This is a genomic window from Gemmatimonadota bacterium, from assembly GCA_016704275.1.
GTDB lineage: Bacteria > Gemmatimonadota > Gemmatimonadetes > Gemmatimonadales > GWC2-71-9 > Palsa-1233.
In genome coordinates this window covers 699,580-721,861 of the sequence record JADJAK010000002.1, presented here as the reverse complement: position 1 = coordinate 721,861, position 22,282 = coordinate 699,580, and the positions used below count along the sequence as shown (strand labels likewise).

Sequence of the window (22,282 nt, the reverse complement as noted above, 5' to 3'; positions counted from 1 at the left end):
ATCTCGCCCCTCGGCGAGTCGTGCCATCGTCTCTGTGGATCATCCTCATCCGGATTGGAGTGCGCACCATGTTCCTCCCGCTCTTGCTCGCATCCCTCGCGACCGCACCGGTCGCGCCCCTCCGCCCGCTGCCCCGGTCGATCGACCGCGCCGCGGTCGCCGTCATTCTCGCCGGTCGGGTCACCGATTCGACCGGCCGACCGATCGTCGACGCCCGCGTCACCGTCCTCGAGGCCAACCGCTCGACGACCACCGATGCGGAAGGCCGCTTCCGGATCGGCGGCATCCCCGAGGGGACGTACGGTATCTCCATCGCGGCGATCGGCTTCCGGCCGCGCGTCTATCGCCTCGCACTGACCGGCGCGACGACCACCCTCGAGGCGAAGCTGCTGCCCACGGTGGTGGAACTCGCCACCATCCAGACCACGGCGACGCCGGTCGGGACGTCGGTGCTCGAGTCGCCACAACCGCTCTCGGTGCTGCACGGGGACGCGCTCAGCGCCGCGCAGGCACCGTCGCTCGGCGCCGTGCTCGAACTGCAGCCCGGGCTCCGCAACTCCTCGACCGGCAACGGCATCGGCAAGCCGGTGATCCGCGGGCTCAGCAGCAATCGCGTGCTGATCCTCGACAACGGCCAGCGGATGGAGACGCAGCAGTGGGGCGACGAGCATGCGCCGAACGTCGAGACCGCGACGGCCGAGCGGATCGAGGTGATCCGCGGGCCGGCAAGCGTGCTCTATGGCTCCGATGCGCTCGGCGGCGTGATCAACGTCGTCCAGCGCGAACTCCCCGATGCGAAGGAACGCGGCGCGCTGCTGCGCGGCACCGCGAGTGCCCGCTACGCTGGCAACGGGAAGGCGCCAGACGGCTCCCTGCTGATCGAGGGCGCCAGCGGGATCGTCGGCTTCCGGGGCACCATCTCCGGGCGCCAGTCGGGCGATGTGATGACGCCCTCGGGGGCACTCTTCAATTCCGGCCTCTCGATGGAAGCGGGGTCGGGGTCGGTCGGCGTGCGTGGTGACTGGGGCTCGCTGATGGCGAGCGTCTCACACCGCGCGGAGCGCGTCGAGATTCACGAAGATCCTGCGGAAGATCCGACTGCGACGCCGTTCCAGCGGATCGGGTCGACGCGCGTCGCGATCAACGGCAACCTCGCAACGCCCGGTGGTGGCCGACTCGACATCGACCTCGGCGGTGAGCGGAATCGGCGCCGCGAGTTCGAGGAATCCGGCGCGACGGATGTGGCCCTCGGCCTCCTCTCGACCACCGGCACCGCCAACATCCACCTGCACCAGGCGCTGGGGGGCGTCGCCACCGTCCTTGGGGTCGCCGCGATGCACACCGCGTTCGAGAAGTCCGGCGAGGAGACGCTGATTCCGAACAACAACGCGGACAATGTCGGCGTCTACGGTTTCGGGCAAGTGGATCACGGCCGCTGGCAGTTCTCCGGCGGTGCGCGCTACGACTATCGGCGGCTGACCAACGAGGCCGATGCCGCGTTGGCGCTCACCGCCGGGAGCCGTCGCTACTCCTCGGTGACGGGCAACGTCGGCGCGCTCTATCGCGTCAACGAGCCGATCGTCCTGGTCGCGAACCTTGGGCGCGGCTTCCGCGCACCGTCACCGTTCGAGCTGTTCTCGAATGGCGTGCATGAGGGCACGGTGCGCTTCGAGCGCGGCAACGCCGGCCTCGGGAACGAGACGTCGCTCAACGTCGACCTGGCCATCCGGGTGCAGAGCAGCGCGGTGCAGGGCGAGTTCGGCGTCTTTCGCAATGCGATCGCGAACTACATCTACCCGAACCCCAGTGGCGTCGACGATCCGGAGTCGGGCTTCCAGATCTACGACATCACGCAGGGCGATGCGGTGCTGCGGGGCGTTGAAGTCGCCGTGGAATACCACCCGATCGACCAGCTCCACCTGCGCGTCGGTGGCGACTACACCCGCGGGCAGAACACCACGACGAACCAGCCGCTCGCCTTCGTGGCGCCGCTGCGGGTCACCGGTGGGGTGCGCTACGAGGGACAGGGCAGCGCCGCGCCCTACCTCGAGCTCGGCGCCGAGCACAACACCAAGCAGACGCGGCTCGATCCCGAGGACACGGCGCCGGACGCCTACACGCTCGCTTCGGTGAGTGCCGGCGCCAAGCTTCGCGTGGGCGTCCAGACGCTGCGGGTGGACTTGCAGGTGCGCAATCTCTTCGATGTGTCGTACCGGGCGTTCCTGAGCCGGTACAAGGCGTACGCGGATGATCCGGGGCGGAATGTGAGTGTGCGGGTGGGATTCGACTTCTGAAGAGTCGTAGGTCGTAAGTCGTAGGTCGTAAGTCGCCCCGCCTTGTCATCCTGAGCGAAGTCCGCGAAGCGGACGCAGTCGAAGGACCTTGGCCATCACAGGTCCTTCGACTTCGCGCCGGCTTCGCCGTCGCTTCGCTCAGGATGACACCCCAAAGGACCTACGACTTACGACCTATGACCTACGACTTACGACCTAAGACCCCTACCGCCACGCCCCCCGCAACTCCGCCTTCGCCGTCCACCCGGCCACCCGCGCGGCCAGAATCCGCGCGGCCAGCTGTGCCACCGCTTCGTCCTCTTGGCGGAACCAGGCGGGGGTTTCGCTGCCGAGGCAGAGCCAGCCGACGAACTCGTCGCCGATGTCGAGGCGGGCGGCTACCAGCGAGCGGACGCGATGGGGATGGCTCCCCGGAAGCGAGGGCCACGGCGTCTCGCTGAAGCGGAGGTCGGGAATCCGTGCGACGGAGCGCGAGCCGAGGTGGAAGACCAGCGCGTCGACCGCATCGGTGGTCTCGGCGTCGAGCGTGATCCGGCCACTGGTGGAGCGGCTGCTGCTCAGCAGCGCCCAGCAATCGGGGGCGGGGGCGACCGCGATCAGTTCGCAGCGGTCGTGGGGCACCTGATTGCTGAGCGCATCGGAGACGAGCTGCACCAGGTCGCCACCCTCGCGGGCGCGGCCGATCGCTTCGAGGACGCCCTCGGTGACGTTGGCGATGATCGCGCTGCGCTCGTCGGCGACCGGCCCGGGCACCACCCACGAGAAGGCGGCGAGTCGGCGACAGGCGGTGGCGAGCTGGGCCGCAGTGCGGTGCAGGAGGCGGAGGTCGGCGAGAGTGTGCGCGTCGTTCCGGAGCGATCCGATCAGCAGCAACCCGACGTCCTGCATCTCGGCGCGGATCGGCACCGCCAGCACCGACGAATAGCCGGCGGCGCGGAGGCGATCCTCGAGGGCGTACAGCCCCTCCTGCGAGACCAGCGGTTCGGCAGGCGGCGGCGGCATCCGTTCCGCCGAGAGGCCGCTCGGCCCAATCAGGACGGCGCCCCGCGGAGAGGGTAGAGCCAGAGCGCGACGATGTCGGCGGCGACGAGCCCGGCGACGGTATTGGTCAGCGCCTCGTGCCACGTCCCGAGGTCTGCCAACGACGGGCGGCGCCCCGGCCAGGTCAGGACCGGAACGAGTGCGTCGGAGGGCTGGGTGTCGTCGGCGTCCATAAGGGTGGCCAAAGGTGCACGGGGTGTGCCACGCACGCGACCTCTTGCTATACCCCCCACCCCTATGTTATCTTTGTAGGGTCCCACTCAAGGAGCGGTCGGATGGCGACGGTCACTTTGCACATCGAAGGCATGACCTGCGGACACTGTCTGCGGGCCGTGCAGCAGGCGTTGACGGGTGTTGCGGGCGCAGAGATCACGACGGTGCAGATGGGGCGGGCCGTGGTGCAGGTCGCGCCGGACGGCCCCACGGGTGAGGCGTTGGCCCATCTGGTCACCGACGCCGGCTACCACGCCACCGCGACCGTGGTGGATGCCCACCACGACTGAGGCGCTGGCGCCTCATGCCGACGCGGTCACCCTCACGGTCGAGGGGATGACCTGCGCGGCCTGCCAGGCCCGAGTCCAGCGGGCCCTCGAGCGCGAGCCGGGGGTCGCCTCGGCATCGGTGAACCTGATGATGGCGAACGCCGCGGTGCAGTTCGACCCGGCGCAGGTGACGCCTGAGCGGCTGGTCGCGCTCGTCCAGGCGACGGGCTATGACGCCTCCCTGCCAGCGCCCGATCAAGGCGCGATTGCCGCGACGACCGATCGCGACGAGACGCTGCAGGCCGAGTACGCCACGCTGCGCCGGAAGGCGGGCTTCGCGTTGGGCGCAGGCGTCGTCGCGATGGTCGCGTCGATGCCGTTGATGGCCGGCGGCGAGCATGAGCACGGCCTCGTGGTCGACCCCTTCATGACCTGGGCAATGACTACACTCACGCCAGCGTTGCAGCGCGTGATGCCGTGGGCGTATGCCATCCCGAAGCCGATCCTCTCGTGGGGACTGCTCGGCCTCACCCTGGTGGTGATGGGGTGGGCTGGCCGCCACTTCTACACGCGTGCGTGGGCGGCGCTCCGGCACGGCGCGGCCGACATGAACACGCTCGTCGCCGTCGGTACCGGCGCGGCGTTTCTCTACTCGCTCGTGGCGACCATCGCGCCCGACCTCTTCCTGAGTCGCGGCATCCCCGCCGACGTGTACTACGAAGCGGTGGTGCTGATCATCGCCTTCGTGCTGGCGGGCAACGCCCTCGAGGCGCGTGCCAAGCGGAACACCGCCACGGCGCTGCGGTCGCTGGCCGCGCTGCAGCCCGCCACGGCGCGGGTGGTGCGGGATGAGGGCGAGGTCGATGTCCCGATCGAGGCGGTGCGGCACGGCGACGTGATCGTGGTGCGCCCGGGTGAGCGCGTCGCGGTCGATGGCGAGGTGATCGGCGGCGAGAGCGCGGTCGATGAGTCGATGCTGACCGGCGAGTCACTCCCGGTGATGAAGCAGGCAGGGGCCCGCGTGATCGGCGGCACCATGAACGGCACCGGCGCGCTCCGCGTGCGCGCCACCACCCTCGGCGCCGAGTCGTTGCTGGCGCGGATCGTCCAGTTGATGCGCGACGCGCAGGGCTCGCGCGCGCCGATTCAGGCGCTGGCCGACCGCATCAGCGGCATCTTCGTCCCGGTGGTGATGATCCTGGCGTTGCTGACCGCGATCACCTGGGCACTGGTGGGCGGCGAAGGCGGTGCCGTGCGCGGCATCGCGGCGGGCGTGGCGGTGCTGATCATCGCCTGCCCCTGCGCGATGGGCCTCGCGGTGCCGACCGCCGTGATGGTGGCGACGGGGAAGGGCGCCGAGCTCGGGCTGCTGATCAAGGGGGGCGAGGCGCTGCAGCGGGCGGGTGACATCACCACCGTGATTCTGGACAAGACCGGCACCATCACCGAGGGGGCGCCGAGCGTCACCGACGTGGTGCTGGCGCCGGGGAGTCCGTTCGACGAATCGACCGCGCTGGGGCTGATCGCCGCAGTGGAGGCGTCGTCGCAGCATCCGCTCGCCGCGGCGATTGTCCGCGCAGCGGGTGCGCGCGGCGCGCCGGTGCCGATGGTCGAGAGTTTCCAGTCGGTGACCGGGGCCGGGGCGAGCGGCGTTGCCGACGGCCATGCGGTGGTGGTGGGGACGAGCGCGTTGCTCGCCGACTGGAGCGTGCCGACCGCACCGCTCGATCATGAGGCCGCGCGCCTCGCGGCGCTGGGTCGGACGCCGATCTTTGCGGCGGTCGATGGCGCGCTGGTGGCCCTGATTGCCGTGGCCGATCCGCTCCGCGCCACCTCGGCCCAGGCCGTCACGCGGCTGCGGGCCCTCGGGCTCGACGTGGTCTTGCTGAGTGGTGATCGCCGCGCGACGGCGGTGGCCATTGGCCACGAGGTGGGCATCAGCGATGTCGTCGCCGAGGTGCTGCCGGATGGCAAGGTGGCGGAAGTGGCGCGTCGGCAGGCGGCAGGTGCCGTGGTCGCGATGGTGGGCGATGGCATCAACGACGCGCCGGCGCTGGCCCGTGCCGATGTCGGCATCGCGATGGGTGGCGGCACCGACATCGCGGTCGAGGCCGCCGACGTGGCGCTCATGCGTGCCGATCTCGGTGGCGTGGCCGATGCGATCGCGCTCTCGCGCCGCACCATGAAGACGATGCACCAGAACCTCTTCTGGGCCTTCATCTACAACGTCATCGGCATCCCGATCGCCGCCGGCGTCCTCTACCCCCGCTTCGGGCTGCTGCTGTCGCCGATCCTCGCCAGTGCCAGCATGGCGTTGAGCAGCGTGAGTGTGGTGAGCAATAGCCTCCGATTGAAACGGTGGGTTCCGTGAGTCGATGATCGATGGTCGATGATCGATGATCGATCGCCAAGTCGAGCCATTGCGTGCTAACCGTTCATCTGTGCCATCGATCATCGATGATCGATCATCGATCATCCCATTTCTCGGAGTCCCCCGCATGCGCCACGCTTCCCATCTCCCCCCCGACACCAAAGACGCCCTCGCCAAGCGCCTGCGCCGCATCGAGGGCCAGGTGCGCGGGCTGCAGAAGATGGTGGACGAGGAGCGCTACTGTGCCGACGTCCTGGTGCAGATCGCCTCGGTGCAGGAAGCGTTGCGCGGCGTGGGGCGGATGCTGCTGCAGAACCACCTGACGCACTGCGCCACCGACGCGATCCGCTCGGGCAAGCCGGAGGAGGCGGAGCGCGTGGTGGCGGAGCTGGTGGAGCTGTGGGGGAAGGGGTAGGGGAGACGCCTAACGCTTCCCCGCCTTCCCCACCTCCAACACCGGCTTCCCGAGCACCTTCATGATCGGCTTGACGCCGAGGCCCGGCGCGCGTGACGCGGCCAGCCGCCCGTGGTTCCGCTGCGGCGCGCCGTCGGCGAAGGCGACGGTGACGTACGAGTTGAAGTCGGTCGACGAGAAGAGGAAGCGCTCCGGTGTGCTGTGCGCCAGGTGGGCGATCGCCGCCGTGGTGATGTCGCCGCCCCAGGTGTCCTCGATCGTCATCGCGATGCCGAGCGAGACGCAGAGGTCGCGGATCTGCCGCGCGCGCGTGAGGCCGCCAACCTTCGAGATCTTCAGGTTGATGACGTCCATCGCGTGGTCGTTGATGCCGCGCACCACCATGTCGATGCCATCCACCACTTCGTCGAGCACGAACGGCCGGGAGGTGAGGCGCCGCACCGCGAGGCACTGCTCGTAGGTCATGCACGGCTGCTCGATGTACACGTCCACGTCGCGCACGGCATCGGCCACCCGCACTGCCGCATGCTGCGTCCAGCCGGTGTTGGCGTCGGCGATGAGGACATCGCCGCGCTGGAGCACGGCGGCCGCCGCCTTGATCCGCTCGATGTCCGTGTCCGGATCGCCGCCGACCTTGAGCTGGAACTTGCGATACCCTTCCTTCCGATACTTCCCGATCTTCTTCGCCATCTGCGCCGGCGATTCCTGCGAAATGGCGCGGTAGAGCGCGAAGTCCTCGCCGACGTGCCCGCCCATCAGCGTCGCCACGGCCAAGTTGCTCGCCTTGCCGAGGAGGTCCCAGCACGCCATGTCGATCGCCGACTTGACGTACGGGTGGCCGCGCATCGCCGAGTCCATCCGTTCATTCAACTCACCCAACGCCAGCGGGTCGGCACCCAGCAGTTGCGGCGCCAGCTCGGCGATCCCCGCCCGCGCCCCGCGCGCATACGCCGGCAGGTAGGCCGGCCCGAGCGGACAGATCTCGCCCCAGCCGGTCAGTCCCGCGTCGGTCTCGACGGCGACGATGGTCGAATCGAAGACCGAGACCGAATTGCCGCCCGACCACTTGTAGCTCCCCTCGTGGAGGGGGAGGTCGACCTGATAGGCACGAATCGCGGTGATCTTCACGCGGTCTTCTCCACTGGCGCCTGCGAGGAACGGAAGAGCGTGGCGGCCGTGTAGAGCAGCACCACCACCACGACCCACTTCACCATCGTGAGTGGCAGCTCCTTCACCAGGTAGGCCGCCACCAGCACGCCCGGGATGCCGCCGATGGCGAGTCCGGTCGCGACGCGCTTGTCGAAGCGCCCCGACTTGTAGAAACGGAGCGCGGCAGCCGGCAAGATCAGCGAGGCCGAGGCCGCCATGATCGGGAAGACGGCCTTGGAGTTCATCCCAAGCATGTAGGTCATCGCCATCGTCGGCGCGTAGTTGCCGATGCCGAGCGAGGTGAGCGAGCCGATGATCAGCGAGCCGAAGACCGCGATCCCCAGCGCGATGCCGGTCAGGCCGATCGTGCCCTCACTCAGGGAGAGGCTCATCAGCAGTCGGGTCGCCATGAAGCCGGCGGTGACGATCAGCGCGATCGCCATGGCCCGCTGAATGGTGCGGCGCGGCCAGTGCACCACGATCCCCGTACCGAACCATGCCCCGATACCGCCGGCCAGCACCATGCTGACGATGGTCGGCATGTCGATCAGGCCACCCAGCAGGACGATGAAGATGGCACACTCGAGAAAGGTCGGAATGGCGTGGCCGACATTCATGGTGCCGGGGATGTTCTCGTCGTCGACGATCCGGAAGAGGCGGAGCACGGCGGTCGTGGTCGCGAACGACCCGATGCCCAGCGTGTCCAGGAAGTCGGTGGCGAAGCCAAGGCCGAGGAGGGCAGGCCACGAGCGCGCGCCGGTGGTGGGGGCTGGTGCGGTCATCACGACTCCGGAAGGGGGTTGGGGGTCAGCTGCCCACGAGGACCGGCTTGCGGCGTTCCGAGGGAATGGTCGGGTAGATCGGTTGGTACATCCGGTCGGCCACCCACGACTCGATGTCGGTGGGCACCTCCACCGTGGCGAGGTGCTCCTCGAGGGCGACGCGCACCACGGCGGCCGCGATCGTCACCGAGGTGGCGCGAATGCTCTCGAGCGCCGGGAAGAGCGCACCCTGCGCGAGGTCGTGCGCACTGACCGTCCCGGCGAGCGCGCGGGCCGCGGCGAGGAACATCCGGTCGCTCACCGCGGTGGCCTGCGTCGCCACCACGCCCAGCCCGAGGCCCGGGAAGATGTAGACGTTGTTGGCCTGGCGCGGGACGAAGTGCATTCCGTCGAGAGTGACCGCCGCCGCCGGCGAGCCGGAGGCGAACAGCGCGCGCCCGGCCGTCCAGCGATAGGCCTCTTCCGAGGTGCACTCCGCCTTGGAGGTCGGATTCGACAGCGCGAAGATGATCGGGCGTGCCGTCACCTCGGCCATCGCGGTGAGCACGGGCTCCGAGAACGCGCGCGACTGTGCCGCCACGCCGATCAAAGCCGTCGGCTTGAGCGTCCGGACCGCCTCCTCAAGCGTGGCAATCGGCGGATGGTCATGCGCGAACGGCACCTTGTGCGCCTGCAGGTCGCCGCGTGACGCCACCACCAGTCCCTTTGAGTCGAGGAACCAGCAACGCCGCCGGGCCTCGGCCTCGGTCAGCCCGTCCTCCCGCATCGCCTTCACGATCAGTTCGCCGATCCCGGTGGCGGCCGCGCCGGCACCATAGAAGAGCACCTGCTGATCGCGAAGCGCCCCACCGAGCGCACGACACGCCGAGTAGAGGCCGGCGAGCGTGACCGCGGCGGTGCCCTGGATGTCGTCGTTGAAGGAACGGATCCGGTTGCGGTGCGCGGCGAGCAGGCGGAAGGCGTTGTCCGTGGCGAAGTCCTCCCACTGGAGCAGCGCATTCGGGAAGACCTCGCGCACCGCGTCGACGAACTCCTCCGCCAGATCCGCATACGCCTCGCCGCGGAGCCGCGGTTCCGGAATGCCTGGGTAAAACGTCGACTCGCGCAGCTCGACATTCTCGGTGCCGACATCGAGCATCACCGGGAGGCAGCGGGTCGGGTCGATGCCGGCGCAGGCGGTGTAGAGCGCCAGCTTGCCGAGCGGGATGCCCATCCCCTGGGCGCCGAGGTCGCCGAGCCCGAGAATCCGCTCGCCATCGGTCACGACCAACACCTCGACCTCGCGCGTCGGCCAGTTCGCCAGCACTTCGCGGATCCGGCCGCGATCGCGCGCCGTCACATAGAGCCCCCGGGGCCGGCCGAAGATCTCGCCAAAGTGCTCGCAGGCCTCGCCGACGGTGGGCGTATAGACGATCGGCATCAGCTCGCTGATGTGGTCGATCAGCGCACGGTAGTACACCGTCTGGTTGCGATCCATGAGCCGGGCCAACGTGATGTACCGGCCGAGCGGCGTCGCGGTGCGGCGCAGGTTGAGCAGCGTTCGCTGAACCTGCTCCTCGAGCGTGAAGACGCGCGCCGGCAGCAGGCCATGCAAACCATAGGTGTCGCGCTCGTCGAGCGTGAAGGCGCTGCCGCGATTGAGGTGCGGGTCGCGGAGCAGGTCGTAACCACGAAGTGCAGAAAGCGGGGACATCAGAACTCCAGGCCGTGGGTCAATCCGCACCCGCCACCCGCTGCATGTCGCGGGTCACCGTGCGGAGGGCTCCCAGCATCACCACACCACCGATCAACGCAACCGTCGGGAGCAACAGCACGGCGCGGTCCAGGCCAAAACGATCCGACAGGGCTCCGATCAGCGGCAACGCAATCGCGTCGCCCGCCAGATGGATGAACAGGAGATAGGCACCGATCACGGTGGCGCCGATCCGGGCCGGCACGACATCAAAGATGACTGCGGCCATCGGTCCGTTGTACCACGAGAGGCAGAAAAAGGCGACCACGAAGATCGGAATGAAGGTGTCGAGGTCGCGGACCGTCATCAGCCAGATCGCCAGCGGCCCGCCGATCACCAGGCCGAGCGAGACGGTGATCACCCGCGCCCGGTTGGTGAACTTCGACAGGTATTCCGCGATGAAGCCGCCCGCCAACGCCCCGAGCGTGCCGGAGAGGAGGCCCCACTTCCCCAGCAGCGCCGCGCCTTCCGCCGACGTCAGCGTGAACGTCCGCGTCATGTAGGTGGGTCCCCAGCCGACAATCCCGTTCATCCCGAAGGAAATCGCCGCTCCTGCCAGGAAGACGTAGACCAGCGTGGGGGTGGCCAGCACCAATCGCCCGGCGTGGACGAGGTCGTCGACCGCGCTCTCGAGTTCGGGCGTGAACGGCGTCTCCTCGCGGCGGTCGCTGCGCACCAGGCGCACCCAGCGGTAGATCGTCAGCGCGAGGCCGATCGCCACCGCGCCGGCCAGCACCGCGGCGTCGGCCTTGGAGTCGGCGCCGTAGCGGATCGTGAGGATCCACGCGGCGATGAGTCCGGCGGTGGTGAGCACGATCAGCGCGAGGAACTGCCGGATGAAGCCGCGCACGCCGATCTCGAGCTCCGCCATGAACGACCGGAACGTCATCGGCATCTCGGTCCGGGTCGGGTCGACCAGCCGCGTCACCAACACCGCACAGAGGAAACCCGGGAGCCCGACGGCCATGAAGGCGACGCGCCAGCCGTAGATGCTCTCGAGCCAGCCGCCGAGCAGCAGGCCGAGGACGCCGCCCACCGGGATCCCGGCGGAGAGAATCGCCATCGCGACGGGCCGCTTCTTTCCGGGGAAGTAGTCGGCGACCATCGAGGACGCTGCCGGCCCGAACGCCGCCTCGCCGATGCCGACGGCAGCGCGACAGATGAAGAGCTGCCAGAACGATCGCACCAGGCCGCCGAGGGCGGTGAAGGCGCTCCAGACGGCCACGCCGCCGGCGATGACGGTCTTCCGACTGCGCAGGTCGCTGAGCACGCCCAGCGGCAGCGCGGCGATCGAGAAGACAAGGATGTACGCCGACCCGAGCCAGCCGAGCTGGGTGTCGGTGAGCATGAGGTCGCGCTTGATCGGCTCGAACAACGCGAAGATCACGTTGCGGTCGAGATAGTTGAGCAGGTTGATCACCGCCAAGAGCGCAAGCGCCGCCCAGGAATTCGAGCGGCGGGTCGCGATGGCCTGCTCCTCGGTGTTCAGAACTCCACCGCCGTGATGCCGAGCCGGTCGCGCGCATCCATGATCGTCTTCACCACCACCTGCGGGTCGTCGGTGACGGTGAAGAGGCGAAGCTCCGGGGTCGAGATGTAGCCATCGTCCACCATCCGCTGATGGATCCAGTCCACCATCCCGCGCCAATACTCCGTGCCGAAGAGCACCACCGGGAAGTCGGTGACCTTGCCGGTCTGGATGAGCGTCAGCGACTCGAACAGCTCGTCGAGCGTGCCGAAGCCGCCCGGGAAGACGACGAAGCCGATGGCATACTTGACGAACATCGTCTTGCGGACGAAGAAGAACTTGAAGTCGAGCGACGAGGTGAGGTACGGGTTGACGCGCTGTTCGTGCGGAAGCTCGATGTTGCATCCGATCGAGATCCCCTCCGCCTCGAAGGCGCCCTTGTTGGCGGCCTCCATGATGCCGGGACCGCCGCCGGTGATCACCGGGACGCCGGCCTTGGCGAAGAGTCGCGCCGTTTCTTCGGCGGCGAGATACATCGGATGATCGGGCTTGGTCCGCGCCGAGCCGAAGATCGAGACGCCGCCCGCCACCGACTGGAGGTTCTCGAAGCCCCAGACGAACTCGCCGAGAATGCGCAGCACCCGCCACGAGTCGGAGGAGCGCCGGATCTTGAGGGTCGCCTCGTCGAGCGGGATGTTGAGGAGGTTCTCGTCCTGCGTCGGCTTGCGCGGGCCCTTCGGGTCGAGCAGCTGCTTGGGATGGCTCGTGGCTTGGCTCTCAGACATTCCGGAACGCCTCCAGCATCGCGCGATGGTCATCGGCGACGTTGTAGAAGTACGGGGAGACACGGACATGGCCCGGCCGCGCATCCACGATGAAGCCGGCATCAGCCAGCCGTGCCACATCCCGCCGCGGCTCCTCGCTCGGCAGCATGACGATCCCGCTGCGCCGTGCGGCGGTCGCCGCGACCTTGGGAGCGAGTCCCATCGCGCGTGCCGCGTCGATCAGGTCTTCGGTCAGTGCGGACGTCACCGCCCGGATGGCCCCGGGACCGGCGGCCTCAAGCACGTCGAGACCACCGAGCTGGGTGACCACCGGCAATAGCGGCGGCGTTCCCGTTTCGAAGCGGCGGGCATCGTCGTGCGGCGTGAAGTGGCGCGGATCGAAGGCGAACTGATCACGGTGCGCAAACCAGCCGCTGGCCAGTGGTGCGAGGTCGTGGGTCGTCTCGGCGCGGGCGTAGAGGAAGGTGATCCCCGTGCCACCGAGCATCCACTTGAGCCCACCCGAGGCATAGAAGTCCACGCCGGCGGCTCGCACATCGAGTGGCAGCTGCCCCACGCCATGGTAGCCGTCGATGAACGACAGCGCGCCATGCCGCGCCGCGACCTCGGCGATGGCCGCGATGTCCTGGATGGCGCCGCTGGTGAAATAGACGTGCGACGTGATCACCAGCGCGGTCTGGTCGTTGACCGCTGCCTCGAAGGCTTCCACCGGCACCGAGATCCCGTCGGGGCTCTCGAGGATCACGAGGTCGACGTCCCTGGGGAGCCACTGATAGGGCACCGTCGGAAAGTCGAGGGCGGTGGTCACGACGCGCCGCCTGGTGCTGGTGTCGAGCGCCGAGGCGACCACGCCAAGGATGCTCGACATCGAGGGGTGCAGGGCGATCTCACCGGAGCTCGCGCCGATCAGGGTCGCCAGCCGGCCGCGGAGTTCCGCGAGGTCGCCCCACCAGGTCTCGTACCAGTTGGCGGCGCCGCGGAGTTCCCACTGGTCCAGATGGGCCTCGATCCGGCGGCGGGAGGCGCGTGAGAGCGCCCCGAGCGAGCAGGAATTGAGGTAGGTGGTCCGCTCGAGAATCGGGAATTCGGAGCGCCAGCTCACCAGGGGGTGCGAGAGGGGGGCGGCCATGGTCATTGGTCTGCAATATAGGCCCCTCGGGTCGATCTCCGACCCGCCGCGCCGGTATATTCCGGGCATGGCCGAGCCTCACGCCCCCGACCCCCGGTATCGCGGTTCCTGGTCCGCGCTGTTCGGGGCGCTGACCGTCCGCGCGCTGACCTCGCCGCGCACCGCGATCGACCTCCTGCGGACCGGGTGGGCCTTCCGGCGCCGCGAGTGGTGGCGGCAGGCCCCCTTCCTCCCCGTCCCCGATGGGACCTATCTCCGTTGGCGGATGTACACCGCCTATGGAGACGAGTCGGCGGTACCCCCAGCGGAAGACGTGGTGCGCTTCGCCCGGTGGCGTCGGGAGACGATGGGCTGTTGATGCCTGAGACCACCGCGCGTCCGCATGTCGTCGTGATCGGCGGCGGCTTTGCCGGGCTGTATCTGGCCCGGGGGCTCGCGCGCGCCGACGTGCAGGTGACGCTGGTCGATCGGCGGAATCACCACCTCTTCCAGCCGATGCTCTATCAGGTCGCGGCGGCGGCGCTCTCACCCAAGGACATTGCCGCCCCGATCCGCTCGATCCTCCGCAACCAGGCCAATGTCGAGGTGCTGCTCGCCGAGGTCACCCGCGTCGACGCTGACGCGCGCGTCGTGCACCTCGATGTCGGGACGCAGCTGGCGTACGACTACTGCGTGGTGGCCACGGGCGCCCGCCACTCCTACTTCGGCCACACCGAGTGGGAGCGCTTTGCCCCGGGACTCAAGAGCGTCGAGGACGCACTCGACATCCGACGGCGGATCCTGATCGCCTTCGAGCGTGCCGAGCGCGAGCCCGATCCCGCCAAGCGCCACCAGTACCTGACCTTCGTGGTGATCGGCGGCGGGCCAACGGGCGTCGAGATGGCCGGGGCGATCGCCGAGATTCGCCGCTTTGCACTCTCGCGCGACTTCCGGCATATCGATCCACGCGAGGCCACGGTGATGCTGGTCGAGGGCGGACCGCGTCTGTTGCCCTCCTATCCCCCCGCGCTCTCGGCACGCGCCAAGGCCGACCTCCGGGCACTCGGCGTCGAAGTGCGCGAGAACACGCTGGTGACCGGCATCACCGCCGCCTCCGTCGAGGCCGCCGGCTGGGTGATCCCGACGACGACCGTGGTCTGGGCCGCCGGCAATCAGGCCTCGCCGTTGCTCAAGACCCTCGGTGGGCCGCTCGACAGCCAGGGACGCGCCCTCGTCGAGCCGGACTGTACGGTGCCCGGCCATCCGGAGCTCTTCGTGCTGGGTGATGCCGCCGCGTTCCTGCATCAGGCGGGGCAGAGCGGCCCGCTCCCCGGCGTCTGTCCGGTGGCGATCCAGATGGGGCAGTACGCCGCCGCCGCGATCAAGCACGATCTCGCCGGCAAGGCGCGCATCCCCTTCTCCTACTGGGACAAGGGGCAACTCGCTGTGATCGGCCGCGGTCATGCCGTCGCCGATCTCGGCAAGCTCACCTTCGCCGGCGTGACGGCGTGGATGGTGTGGGCCTTCGTGCACATCTTCTTCCTCGTCTCGTTCCGCAACCGGGTGATGGTGTTGCTGGAATGGATGTGGTCGTACGTGCGCTATGCGCCTGGTGCCCGCCTCATCACCGGCGAAACGGCGGAATACGCCGCGCGAGTACCGGGGCGTCGGTGACGCCTCCCACGCTTGCCGAGGTGCAGGCCGAGGCGGCGCGTCTCGGCTTCGTCGCGTGCGGCGTGGCGTCGCTGGAGCCGAGCCGCCGCGCCGATGCTCTCGATGCGTGGCTTGCCAGCGGCCGTGCCGGCACCATGCGCTATCTCCATCGGCAGGCGAAGAAGCGGAAGCAGCCGGCGACGATTCACCCCGAGGCGCGCACCGCGGTGATGGTGCTCGACAACTACGCCGCGGCCCCCGACGAACAGCCGCAGCCGGGCGATGCCTTCAAGGTGGCGTCCTACGCGCGCGGCACCGACTATCACCTGGTGACGCTCGGCCGCTTGTTGGCGCTGAAGGAGTGGCTGATCAGTCGCGGGGCCAGCTTCACCAGTGCGTGGGTCGATGACGGACCGGTCCCCGAGCGTGAACTGGCCGAACGCGCCGGCCTCGGCTGGATCGGCAAGAACACCATGCTCATCAACCCGCGGCTCGGCTCGTGGACCTTCATCGGCTCGGTCTTCACCGATCTGGTCATTCCCGCGGACGCTGCGGTCGACACCGATCGCTGTGGCAGCTGCACCCGCTGCCTCGATGCCTGTCCCACCGAGGCGATCGTGGCCCCGCGCGTCCTCGACGCCACACGCTGCCTCTCGTACCTGAGCATCGAGTACAAGCCCGATCCGCCCCCCGAGCTCGATGGACGGTGGGCGGAGTGGGCGTTCGGCTGCGACATCTGCAACAGCGTCTGCCCCTGGAACGAGAAATTTGCGGAACCGACGACGATTGCCGACTTTCGTCGCCGCCCGCACCCCGACCGTCGTGATCCCGCCGCGTTCGACGCCCTCGACGACGCGGAATTCACCCGGCGCTATGCCGATTCTCCCCTGGCGCGTCCCGGTCTGGTCCGGATGCGCCGCAACGTGCGGCACGCCACGGCGGGCCGTCAGGATGCCGAGTCATGAGTGTCACGCTCCACTCCATCGCGATCTTCGTCCACGACATCGACAAGGCGCTGAAGTTCTACAACCAGCAATTGGGGCTCCCGGTCGGGAAGCAGGGCTCCTTCGGCTTCGAGTTGCTCGAGAGCGCGCCGCACGTCGGCGTGCATCCGGCACAGCATCCCGATGCCAAGGCGATGGTGGGGCGTCACACCGGGCTCACCTTCGAGGTCGATGATCTCCTCGCGCTGTCGTCGAAGCTGCTCGCGGAGGGGGTGACCTTCCTTGCGGAGCCGGCGCAGCAGGGCTTCGGGATGATGGCGATGGTGAAGGACCCCGATGGCAACGTGATGGCGCTGTGGGAAGACAACGTCTCGCAGGTCGTGGCCGAGGGGCCACCCGCATGAGCGTGGCGCGCGAGTTTGCCTCCGACAACACCGCCCCGGCGCATCCTGCCGTCCTCGAGGCGATGGCCGCGGCCAACCACGGCCCGGCCCACGCCTACGGCGCCGATGCATGGACGGCGAAGGCGGTGGCATGGTTCCGCGACCAGTTCGGCGGTGACACCGCGGTCTTCCCGGTCTGGAATGGCACCGGCGCGAATGTGGTGTCGCTGCGCGCGCTGACCCGGCCGTACCACGCGGTGCTCTGCACGCAACATTCGCACATTCAGGTGGATGAGTGCGGCGCGCCGGAACTGCTCACCGGCTGCAAGCTGCTGGATTTGCCGTCACCCGACGCGCGCCTCACGCCGGCCCAGCTGCGCGGCGCGGTCCGCGGCATCGGCAACGAGCACGCCGTGCAGCCGCACGTGCTCTCGCTGACGCAGACCACCGAGTACGGCACCGCGTACTCGGTGGCACACCTCACGGAGCTGTGTGGCGTGGCGCACGAGCTGGGGCTGCGGGTGCACATGGACGGCGCGCGGATCGCCAACGCCGCCGCCACCCTTGGCGTGCCGATGCGCGCCTTCGCGCGGGACGCGGGCGTCGATGTCCTCTCCTTTGGCGCGACCAAGAATGGTGGCATCAACGCCGAGGCGGTGCTGGTCTTCGATCCGGCGCTGGCGGCCGAATTGCCCTTTCTGCGCAAGCAGTCCGCGCAACTGGCGTCGAAGATGCGCTTCCAGTCGGCACAGTTCCTGGCCTTGGCCGAGGGCGAGGTGTGGCTGGAGAACGCGCGGCACGCCAACGCGATGGCAGGACGGCTCGAGGCGGGGCTTCGCGGAATCGCGGGCGTCACCATCACCCAGCCGGTCGAGGCGAACGCGGTCTTCGCGGTGCTGCCGACCGCCGTGACGGCGGCGCTGCAGGAGCGCTTCCACTTCTACGTCTGGAATGAGACCAGCGGCGAAGTGCGCCTGATGGCGAGCTGGGCGACGCAGCCGGAGAACGTGGATGAATTTGTGACGGCGATCGCAGCGGCGATGCTCGACCATCGATCATCGACCATCGATCATCGATGATTGAACGTCGGTCGTTCACTCCCACCACGCTGGCGCTTCTCGGCGTCTTCGTGGTGCTGTCGGTGCTCGTGGTGCTGGAGCGGACGCTCCCGTTCGACGAGTCACTGCTCCGGTGGTTCGAGGCGCACCGGACTCCCGGCCGCACCGAGCTGATGCTCTTCTTCACCTTCATCGGCAATGGGCTGGTCGAGGTGCCGCTGGCACTCATGGCGGCCTGGGCGCTCTGGCGGCTTGGGCGACCGCGCTGCGCCAAGCGCTACGTCTTCGCCGCGCTCTCGGCCGAAGTGGTGTACGCCATCGCCAAGCCGCTCTTTCATCGCGAGCGGCCGCGCATCATCGAGCGGCTCGCGGATGCCGGCTGGTACTCCTACCCGAGCGGCCACGCGATGCTGGCGCCGGTCATTTACGGCTTCGGCCTGCTCCTGCTCGCGAAGTCGGTGCGGCACGCCGGCGCACGCCGCGTGCTGCTCGCCGCCGCATTCACCATCCCTCCGATGATTGCCCTCTCCCGCGTCTACCTGGGCGTCCACTATCCCAGCGACGTGGTCGGTGCGCTCTTCCTCGGCAACGCGTGGTTGCTGCTCTGGAGTGAGGTGCCGGAGGCATCGAGCAGCGACGCGACGTCGTCGCTCGCCTCCAGCAGGTAGCCCATCCGCTCGGCCAGCTCGCGCGCCGCCTCCAGGTCGGCGGTGAGCGATCCCGCCTCGACCCGCCCCGCCGACATCCGCAGCAACCCGATTCGCAGCGTGTCGATCGCCGCGACGGATTCCTGCAGCCGGGCTGCCCACGCGCCCTCGGCCCCGGCCGCCACCTGCTGGCGCGCGTGTTCGGCCTCGCGTTCGAGACGGTTCACGACCTGGGGCAGGTCGGCGAAAGCACTGCGCACGCCGTCGGGGAGCGCCATGAACAGCGTCTCCGTGGCACTGCCGAGCGCCACTTCCGTGGGGCGCCACTCGGCCCAGCCCGCGCGCGGCGCGCGGCGCAGCCCGATCCCGGAGAGCTTGGTCATCACGTTGCCGAACGGGCCGTTCCACATCCAGCGCCGCAGCCGGGCGAACGGATCGGTGGGCCGCACGCGGCGCCCCGGAAAGATCAGCCCGAAGAAGGAACCGGCGAGCACGCCCATGGTCGCGAGGTTGAACATCCCGAAGGCGCCACCCGCTTCGTTGCTCGTCGTCGTGAAGAAGACGCCGTAGACCAGTGCGGCCATCGCTCCGGTGAAGGCGGCGTAGGTGCCGGCACGCACCAGCTTCGGAATCCAGTGGATCGGGCGCGCCACCTCGTACCGCAACTCTTCCTCGCGTCGTGCCAGGGCCACGTCGAGGCCGTGGCGCAGCTCATCGAGTGTGACGCCGGCCTCCAGCGCGCGCCGCGTTTCGTGGATGCGCCAGACGCCATGGCCCACCCATGGGAAGAGCGTCGCCATCCCGCAGAGGATCATCAGCACCCGGGCGACGGCCGAAGCGGCGGGCAGTTCCGAGGTGATCACGTAGGCGAGCGTCCCGGCCCCGTAGAAGAAGATCGACCAGATGAGGTAGATCGCCTTGAGTTCGCGGCCGCGCTCGACCCAGACGCGCACCGGCACCGGCAGGTCCTGCGTGAGCGCGCGGGGCGGCTCGAGCGCTTCGGCCATTGCCTCGGCGGTGGGAAAGCGGTCGTCGGGGCGCTTGGCGAGGGCGCGGTCGATGGCGGCCGCGAGGGCCGGCCGCAGTTCCGGCACCACCGAAAGGAGTGGTGGCGGTGGAGCGGTCAGGTGCTGATTGATCAGCTCGGCGACGGTGCCGTGGAACGGCGGACGCCCCGAGAGGGCGTGGAAGCCCATCGCGCCGAGGGCATAGAGGTCGCTCCGCCCGTCGACCGCCTCGCCGGCGACCTGTTCCGGCGCGACGTACTCCGGCGTGCCGACGATGCGGCCTGCCTCGTGGGCGTCGTCGCGCAGGACAGCGATGCCGAAGTCGGTCACCAGGGCGCGGGTACCGTCGACGTCGAGGAGGATGTTGTCGGGCTTGATGTCGCGGTGCACGACGTCCTGCGCGTGGGCGTACGCCAGCGCGTAGGCCACGTCGCGCAGGATCGGCCCGGCGACCTGTGGCGCGAGCCGCCCCTCGCGCCGCAGCCGATCGCCGAGGGATTCGCCGGGGACATAACGCATCGCGAAGAAGACGAACGCGCCCACCTCTTCGACGGCGTGGATCGGGACGATGTTCGGATGCGCGAGCCGCGCCGCCAGTCGGGCCTCGCGGAGGAAACGGGCGCGTCGGTCGGGGAGTGCCGCCTGTTCGGGTGGCAACAGCTTGAGGGCGACGGGGCGGTCGAGCTGGACGTCGCGCGCCAGGTAGACCACGCCCATGCCGCCGCGGCCGAGTTCGCGCTCGAGGGAATAGCGGCCCGCCACGGCCGCCTGCAGGGCGAAGAAGAGGGCGTCAGGGGAAGGCATGGCGCGCTCTACGGCGTGGAGCCGACAATGGTGTCGCCGCGTGGCGCGATCGGGAGCGTCATCACGAAGCGGGCTCCGGGGTGCGCTTCCTCGACGTGCAGGCTGCCACCATGCCGGGTCGCGATGAGTCGTGCGATGGCCAGCCCCAGGCCGGTTCCCGGGCGATCGGTGTCGAGTCGTGCGAAGCGCGAGAAGATCCGTTCGCGCGCCTCCATCGGCACGCCGTCGCCGTGGTCTCGCACCGAGAGGATCGCGTGGCCCTCGTGCGGTGCGACGCCGAGTTCGATGAGACCGGCACCGCCGTGCACCAGCGCGTTCTCGAGCAGGGCGACGATGGCGCGCTCGAGCAGCGGGGGATCGCCCAGGACCGCAGTGGCCTCGAAGGGGCCGAGGCGGACCTCGCGCCCGGCCGCGATCGGGAGCGCGCGAATGCGTCGCAGCGATTGCTCGGCGAGGTCATCGAGATAGAGCGGCGCCTGGGCGAACGGCCGATCGGCATCGCCGCGCGCCAGGAGCAGCAGGTCGGTGATCAGCTGCCCCATCCGCCCGGCTTCATCGGCAACGCGGCGGAGCGCGTCGCGCGCGCCGGCCACATCCTCGGGGGCGGCGAGCGCCGCATCGGCCTCGCTGCGGACGATCGCCGCCGGGGTACGCAATTCGTGCGCGGCATCCGCCAGAAAGGCCCGCTGCATTTCGGCGAAGCCGCGCTCACGCTCCAGGGCGGTCTCCAACTGATCGAGCAGCCCGTTGAAGGCGTCGGTCAGCTGGCGGACCTCGTCGTCGGCCCGGGGCGGGGTGAGTCGGGGCAATCGCGGATCGCCCCGCAACACCGCCTCGCCGGCCGTCTCGGCGGCGGTGGCCACCGCGTTCACCGGCTTGAGGGCGGGGCGGGCCAGGACCACGCCGATCGCCCCGCCGAGCAGGAGCAGCAGGGGGAGGCCGACCGCCAGGCTCACGCGTAACACGCCGATGCGCGCGCGGAACGAGGCGTTGGGCTGCCCCACGAGCAGCCGCACGCCATCCGGCAGCTGGACGGCGACGACCCGCATGTCGCGCCCGGCCGTGGTGATGTCGATCGGCGTCGTCGGGGTGGCGAAGGGGTCGATGTGCTCGAGGTCCGGCGAGCCCGGCAGATGCCGCGACACGGCAAGGCGTTGCCCGGTGGTGTCGAAGGCGATCGTGGTGCGTTCGCCGAGCAGCAGTTCCGACACCACGTGCGAGACCGCTTCGTCGCGCGTGGGATACTCCTCGCGGTCGATCGCATAGAGGTCGCTGGCGGCGTGGGCCACCTCGAGCAGTTCGCGGTCGAAGTCCTCGCGATAGGCCCGTTCGAGGATGACCGCAAAGACGGCCGCCCCGACGAACAGCATCAGGGCCAGGCCCACGGTGAACGTCAGCGCGAGCCGCCAGCGCAACGGGGCATTCATCCGGTGCGGTCCGGATCGAGGACGTAGCCCGCACCGCGGACCGTGTGCAGCAGCGGGCGGTCGCCATCGCCATCGACCTTCCGGCGGAGCCGTGCGACGTAGACATCGATGATGTTCGAGAACGGGTCGTAGTTCTCGTCCCAGACCTTTGCCGCGATCCGGGCGCGGGAGCAGACCTCACCGGGATGTCCCGCGAGGAAGGCCAGGAGCGCAAACTCGGTCGTGGTGAGCTCGAGTGGACGCTCTCCGCGAGCACCGGCTTGGGTGGCGGGATCGAGCCGGAGCGTGTCGATGGTGAGGATGTCAGGGCGCACCGCGACGGCGCGGCGCCCCACCGCGCGCAGCCGCGCCAGCAACTCCTCCAGCGCGAACGGCTTCACGAGGTAGTCGTCGGCTCCGCTGTCGAGCCCCGCGATGCGATCGTCGAGGGCATCGCGCGCCGTGAGAATCAGCACTGGCGTGGGATCGCCCTGGGCGCGCAGTTCCTGCACCAGGGCGAGTCCCGGTCCATCAGGGAGGCCCAGGTCGAGCACGATGGCGTCGTACGGGTCAAGCGCGAGTTTGCGGCGCGCCTCGGCCAGGCTCCCCGCCACATCCACGGCATGGGCATGGCCGCGCAGGCCACGGGCCGTGGCATCGGCCAGCCGGCGTTCATCTTCGACCAGAAGGACTCGCATCCTGAATTAATACCGCCCCGCGGCATTCATCGGGGATTCATCTCCCGGGCATAGC

At 69.3% G+C, this 22,282-nt stretch carries 21 protein-coding genes; 10 read left to right on the top strand and 11 right to left on the bottom strand.

Annotated elements, in window-relative coordinates; genetic code table 11:
- Positions 1–68: 68 nt before the first annotated feature.
- Positions 69–2,294 (top strand): TonB-dependent receptor, encoded by a 2,226-nt coding sequence (locus IPG05_07070; protein MBK6494850.1) that lies wholly within the window; start codon positions 69–71, stop codon positions 2,292–2,294.
- 204 nt (positions 2,295–2,498) lie between these two features.
- Here IPG05_07070 and IPG05_07065 read toward each other — a convergent pair whose 3' ends face one another.
- Both IPG05_07065 and IPG05_07060 read right to left on the bottom strand, forming a co-directional pair.
- Entirely contained in the window at positions 2,499–3,296 is a 798-nt protein-coding gene (locus IPG05_07065; GenBank protein MBK6494849.1) for a GAF domain-containing protein, read from the bottom strand.
- Between the two features lie 29 nt (positions 3,297–3,325).
- Entirely contained in the window at positions 3,326–3,520 is a 195-nt protein-coding gene (locus IPG05_07060; protein MBK6494848.1) for a hypothetical protein, read from the bottom strand.
- A 90-nt stretch (positions 3,521–3,610) separates the two neighbouring features.
- Between IPG05_07060 and IPG05_07055 the strand changes: the two genes are divergently transcribed.
- From IPG05_07055 to IPG05_07045, 3 genes are all read left to right on the top strand, one after another.
- Positions 3,611–3,838: a heavy-metal-associated domain-containing protein gene (locus IPG05_07055; GenBank protein ID MBK6494847.1), complete on the top strand. Its 228-nt coding sequence runs from the start codon at positions 3,611–3,613 to the stop codon at positions 3,836–3,838.
- Positions 3,822–6,188, top strand: coding sequence for a copper-translocating P-type ATPase (locus IPG05_07050; protein MBK6494846.1), 2,367 nt, complete (start codon positions 3,822–3,824; stop codon positions 6,186–6,188). The genes IPG05_07055 and IPG05_07050 overlap by 17 nt, the downstream gene beginning before the upstream one ends.
- A 127-nt stretch (positions 6,189–6,315) precedes the next feature.
- Positions 6,316–6,603: a metal-sensitive transcriptional regulator gene (locus IPG05_07045; GenBank protein MBK6494845.1), complete on the top strand. Its 288-nt coding sequence runs from the start codon at positions 6,316–6,318 to the stop codon at positions 6,601–6,603.
- A gap of 9 nt (positions 6,604–6,612) precedes the next feature.
- On the opposite strand, the gene IPG05_07040 is transcribed toward IPG05_07045, so the two are convergent.
- The 6 genes from IPG05_07040 to IPG05_07015 form a co-directional block, all read right to left on the bottom strand.
- Entirely contained in the window at positions 6,613–7,731 is a 1,119-nt protein-coding gene (locus tag IPG05_07040) for a mandelate racemase/muconate lactonizing enzyme family protein (protein ID MBK6494844.1), read from the bottom strand.
- Complete coding sequence (locus tag IPG05_07035) at positions 7,728–8,534, bottom strand: sulfite exporter TauE/SafE family protein (protein MBK6494843.1); 807 nt, start codon at positions 8,532–8,534, stop codon at positions 7,728–7,730. Before IPG05_07035 ends, IPG05_07040 begins: the two co-directional genes overlap by 4 nt.
- A gap of 25 nt (positions 8,535–8,559) precedes the next feature.
- Positions 8,560–10,227 (bottom strand): NAD-dependent malic enzyme, encoded by a 1,668-nt coding sequence (locus tag IPG05_07030; protein MBK6494842.1) that lies wholly within the window; start codon positions 10,225–10,227, stop codon positions 8,560–8,562.
- 19 nt (positions 10,228–10,246) lie between these two features.
- Positions 10,247–11,686, bottom strand: coding sequence for an MFS transporter (locus IPG05_07025; protein MBK6494841.1), 1,440 nt, complete (start codon positions 11,684–11,686; stop codon positions 10,247–10,249).
- A gap of 65 nt (positions 11,687–11,751) precedes the next feature.
- Positions 11,752–12,519: a TIGR00730 family Rossman fold protein gene (locus IPG05_07020; protein ID MBK6494840.1), complete on the bottom strand. Its 768-nt coding sequence runs from the start codon at positions 12,517–12,519 to the stop codon at positions 11,752–11,754.
- A complete protein-coding gene (locus IPG05_07015) occupies positions 12,512–13,654 on the bottom strand; it encodes an aminotransferase class V-fold PLP-dependent enzyme (protein MBK6494839.1) in 1,143 nt (380 codons plus the stop codon). The genes IPG05_07020 and IPG05_07015 overlap by 8 nt, the downstream gene beginning before the upstream one ends.
- Before the next feature lie 61 nt (positions 13,655–13,715).
- Between IPG05_07015 and IPG05_07010 the strand changes: the two genes are divergently transcribed.
- From IPG05_07010 to IPG05_06985, 6 genes are read left to right on the top strand one after another with little or no spacing between them, the layout of a single operon-like run.
- The gene (locus tag IPG05_07010; GenBank protein MBK6494838.1) at positions 13,716–14,006 is read left to right on the top strand and encodes a hypothetical protein; all 291 of its coding nucleotides are present in this window, start codon (positions 13,716–13,718) and stop codon (positions 14,004–14,006) included.
- Positions 14,006–15,301 (top strand): NAD(P)/FAD-dependent oxidoreductase, encoded by a 1,296-nt coding sequence (locus tag IPG05_07005; GenBank protein ID MBK6494837.1) that lies wholly within the window; start codon positions 14,006–14,008, stop codon positions 15,299–15,301. The genes IPG05_07010 and IPG05_07005 overlap by 1 nt, the downstream gene beginning before the upstream one ends.
- Complete coding sequence (gene queG / locus IPG05_07000; GenBank protein ID MBK6494836.1) at positions 15,298–16,245, top strand: tRNA epoxyqueuosine(34) reductase QueG; 948 nt, start codon at positions 15,298–15,300, stop codon at positions 16,243–16,245. The genes IPG05_07005 and queG overlap by 4 nt, the downstream gene beginning before the upstream one ends.
- Positions 16,242–16,628, top strand: a complete 387-nt coding sequence (locus tag IPG05_06995; GenBank protein MBK6494835.1) for a VOC family protein — start codon at positions 16,242–16,244, stop codon at positions 16,626–16,628. The genes queG and IPG05_06995 overlap by 4 nt, the downstream gene beginning before the upstream one ends.
- Positions 16,625–17,686, top strand: a complete 1,062-nt coding sequence (locus IPG05_06990; protein ID MBK6494834.1) for a low specificity L-threonine aldolase — start codon at positions 16,625–16,627, stop codon at positions 17,684–17,686. Before IPG05_06995 ends, IPG05_06990 begins: the two co-directional genes overlap by 4 nt.
- Positions 17,683–18,333 carry a phosphatase PAP2 family protein gene (locus IPG05_06985; GenBank protein ID MBK6494833.1) on the top strand — a complete coding sequence of 217 codons (651 nt, stop codon included), beginning with the start codon at positions 17,683–17,685 and terminating at the stop codon, positions 18,331–18,333. Before IPG05_06990 ends, IPG05_06985 begins: the two co-directional genes overlap by 4 nt.
- Here IPG05_06985 and IPG05_06980 read toward each other — a convergent pair.
- From IPG05_06980 to IPG05_06970, 3 genes are read right to left on the bottom strand one after another with little or no spacing between them, the layout of a single operon-like run.
- Positions 18,216–20,123 (bottom strand): serine/threonine protein kinase, encoded by a 1,908-nt coding sequence (locus IPG05_06980; GenBank protein MBK6494832.1) that lies wholly within the window; start codon positions 20,121–20,123, stop codon positions 18,216–18,218. The two genes, IPG05_06985 and IPG05_06980, sit on opposite strands and share 118 nt — an antisense overlap.
- An 8-nt stretch (positions 20,124–20,131) precedes the next feature.
- Positions 20,132–21,550 (bottom strand): HAMP domain-containing histidine kinase, encoded by a 1,419-nt coding sequence (locus IPG05_06975; protein MBK6494831.1) that lies wholly within the window; start codon positions 21,548–21,550, stop codon positions 20,132–20,134.
- Positions 21,547–22,227 (bottom strand): response regulator transcription factor, encoded by a 681-nt coding sequence (locus IPG05_06970; protein ID MBK6494830.1) that lies wholly within the window; start codon positions 22,225–22,227, stop codon positions 21,547–21,549. Before IPG05_06970 ends, IPG05_06975 begins: the two co-directional genes overlap by 4 nt.
- Positions 22,228–22,282 lie beyond the last annotated feature (55 nt).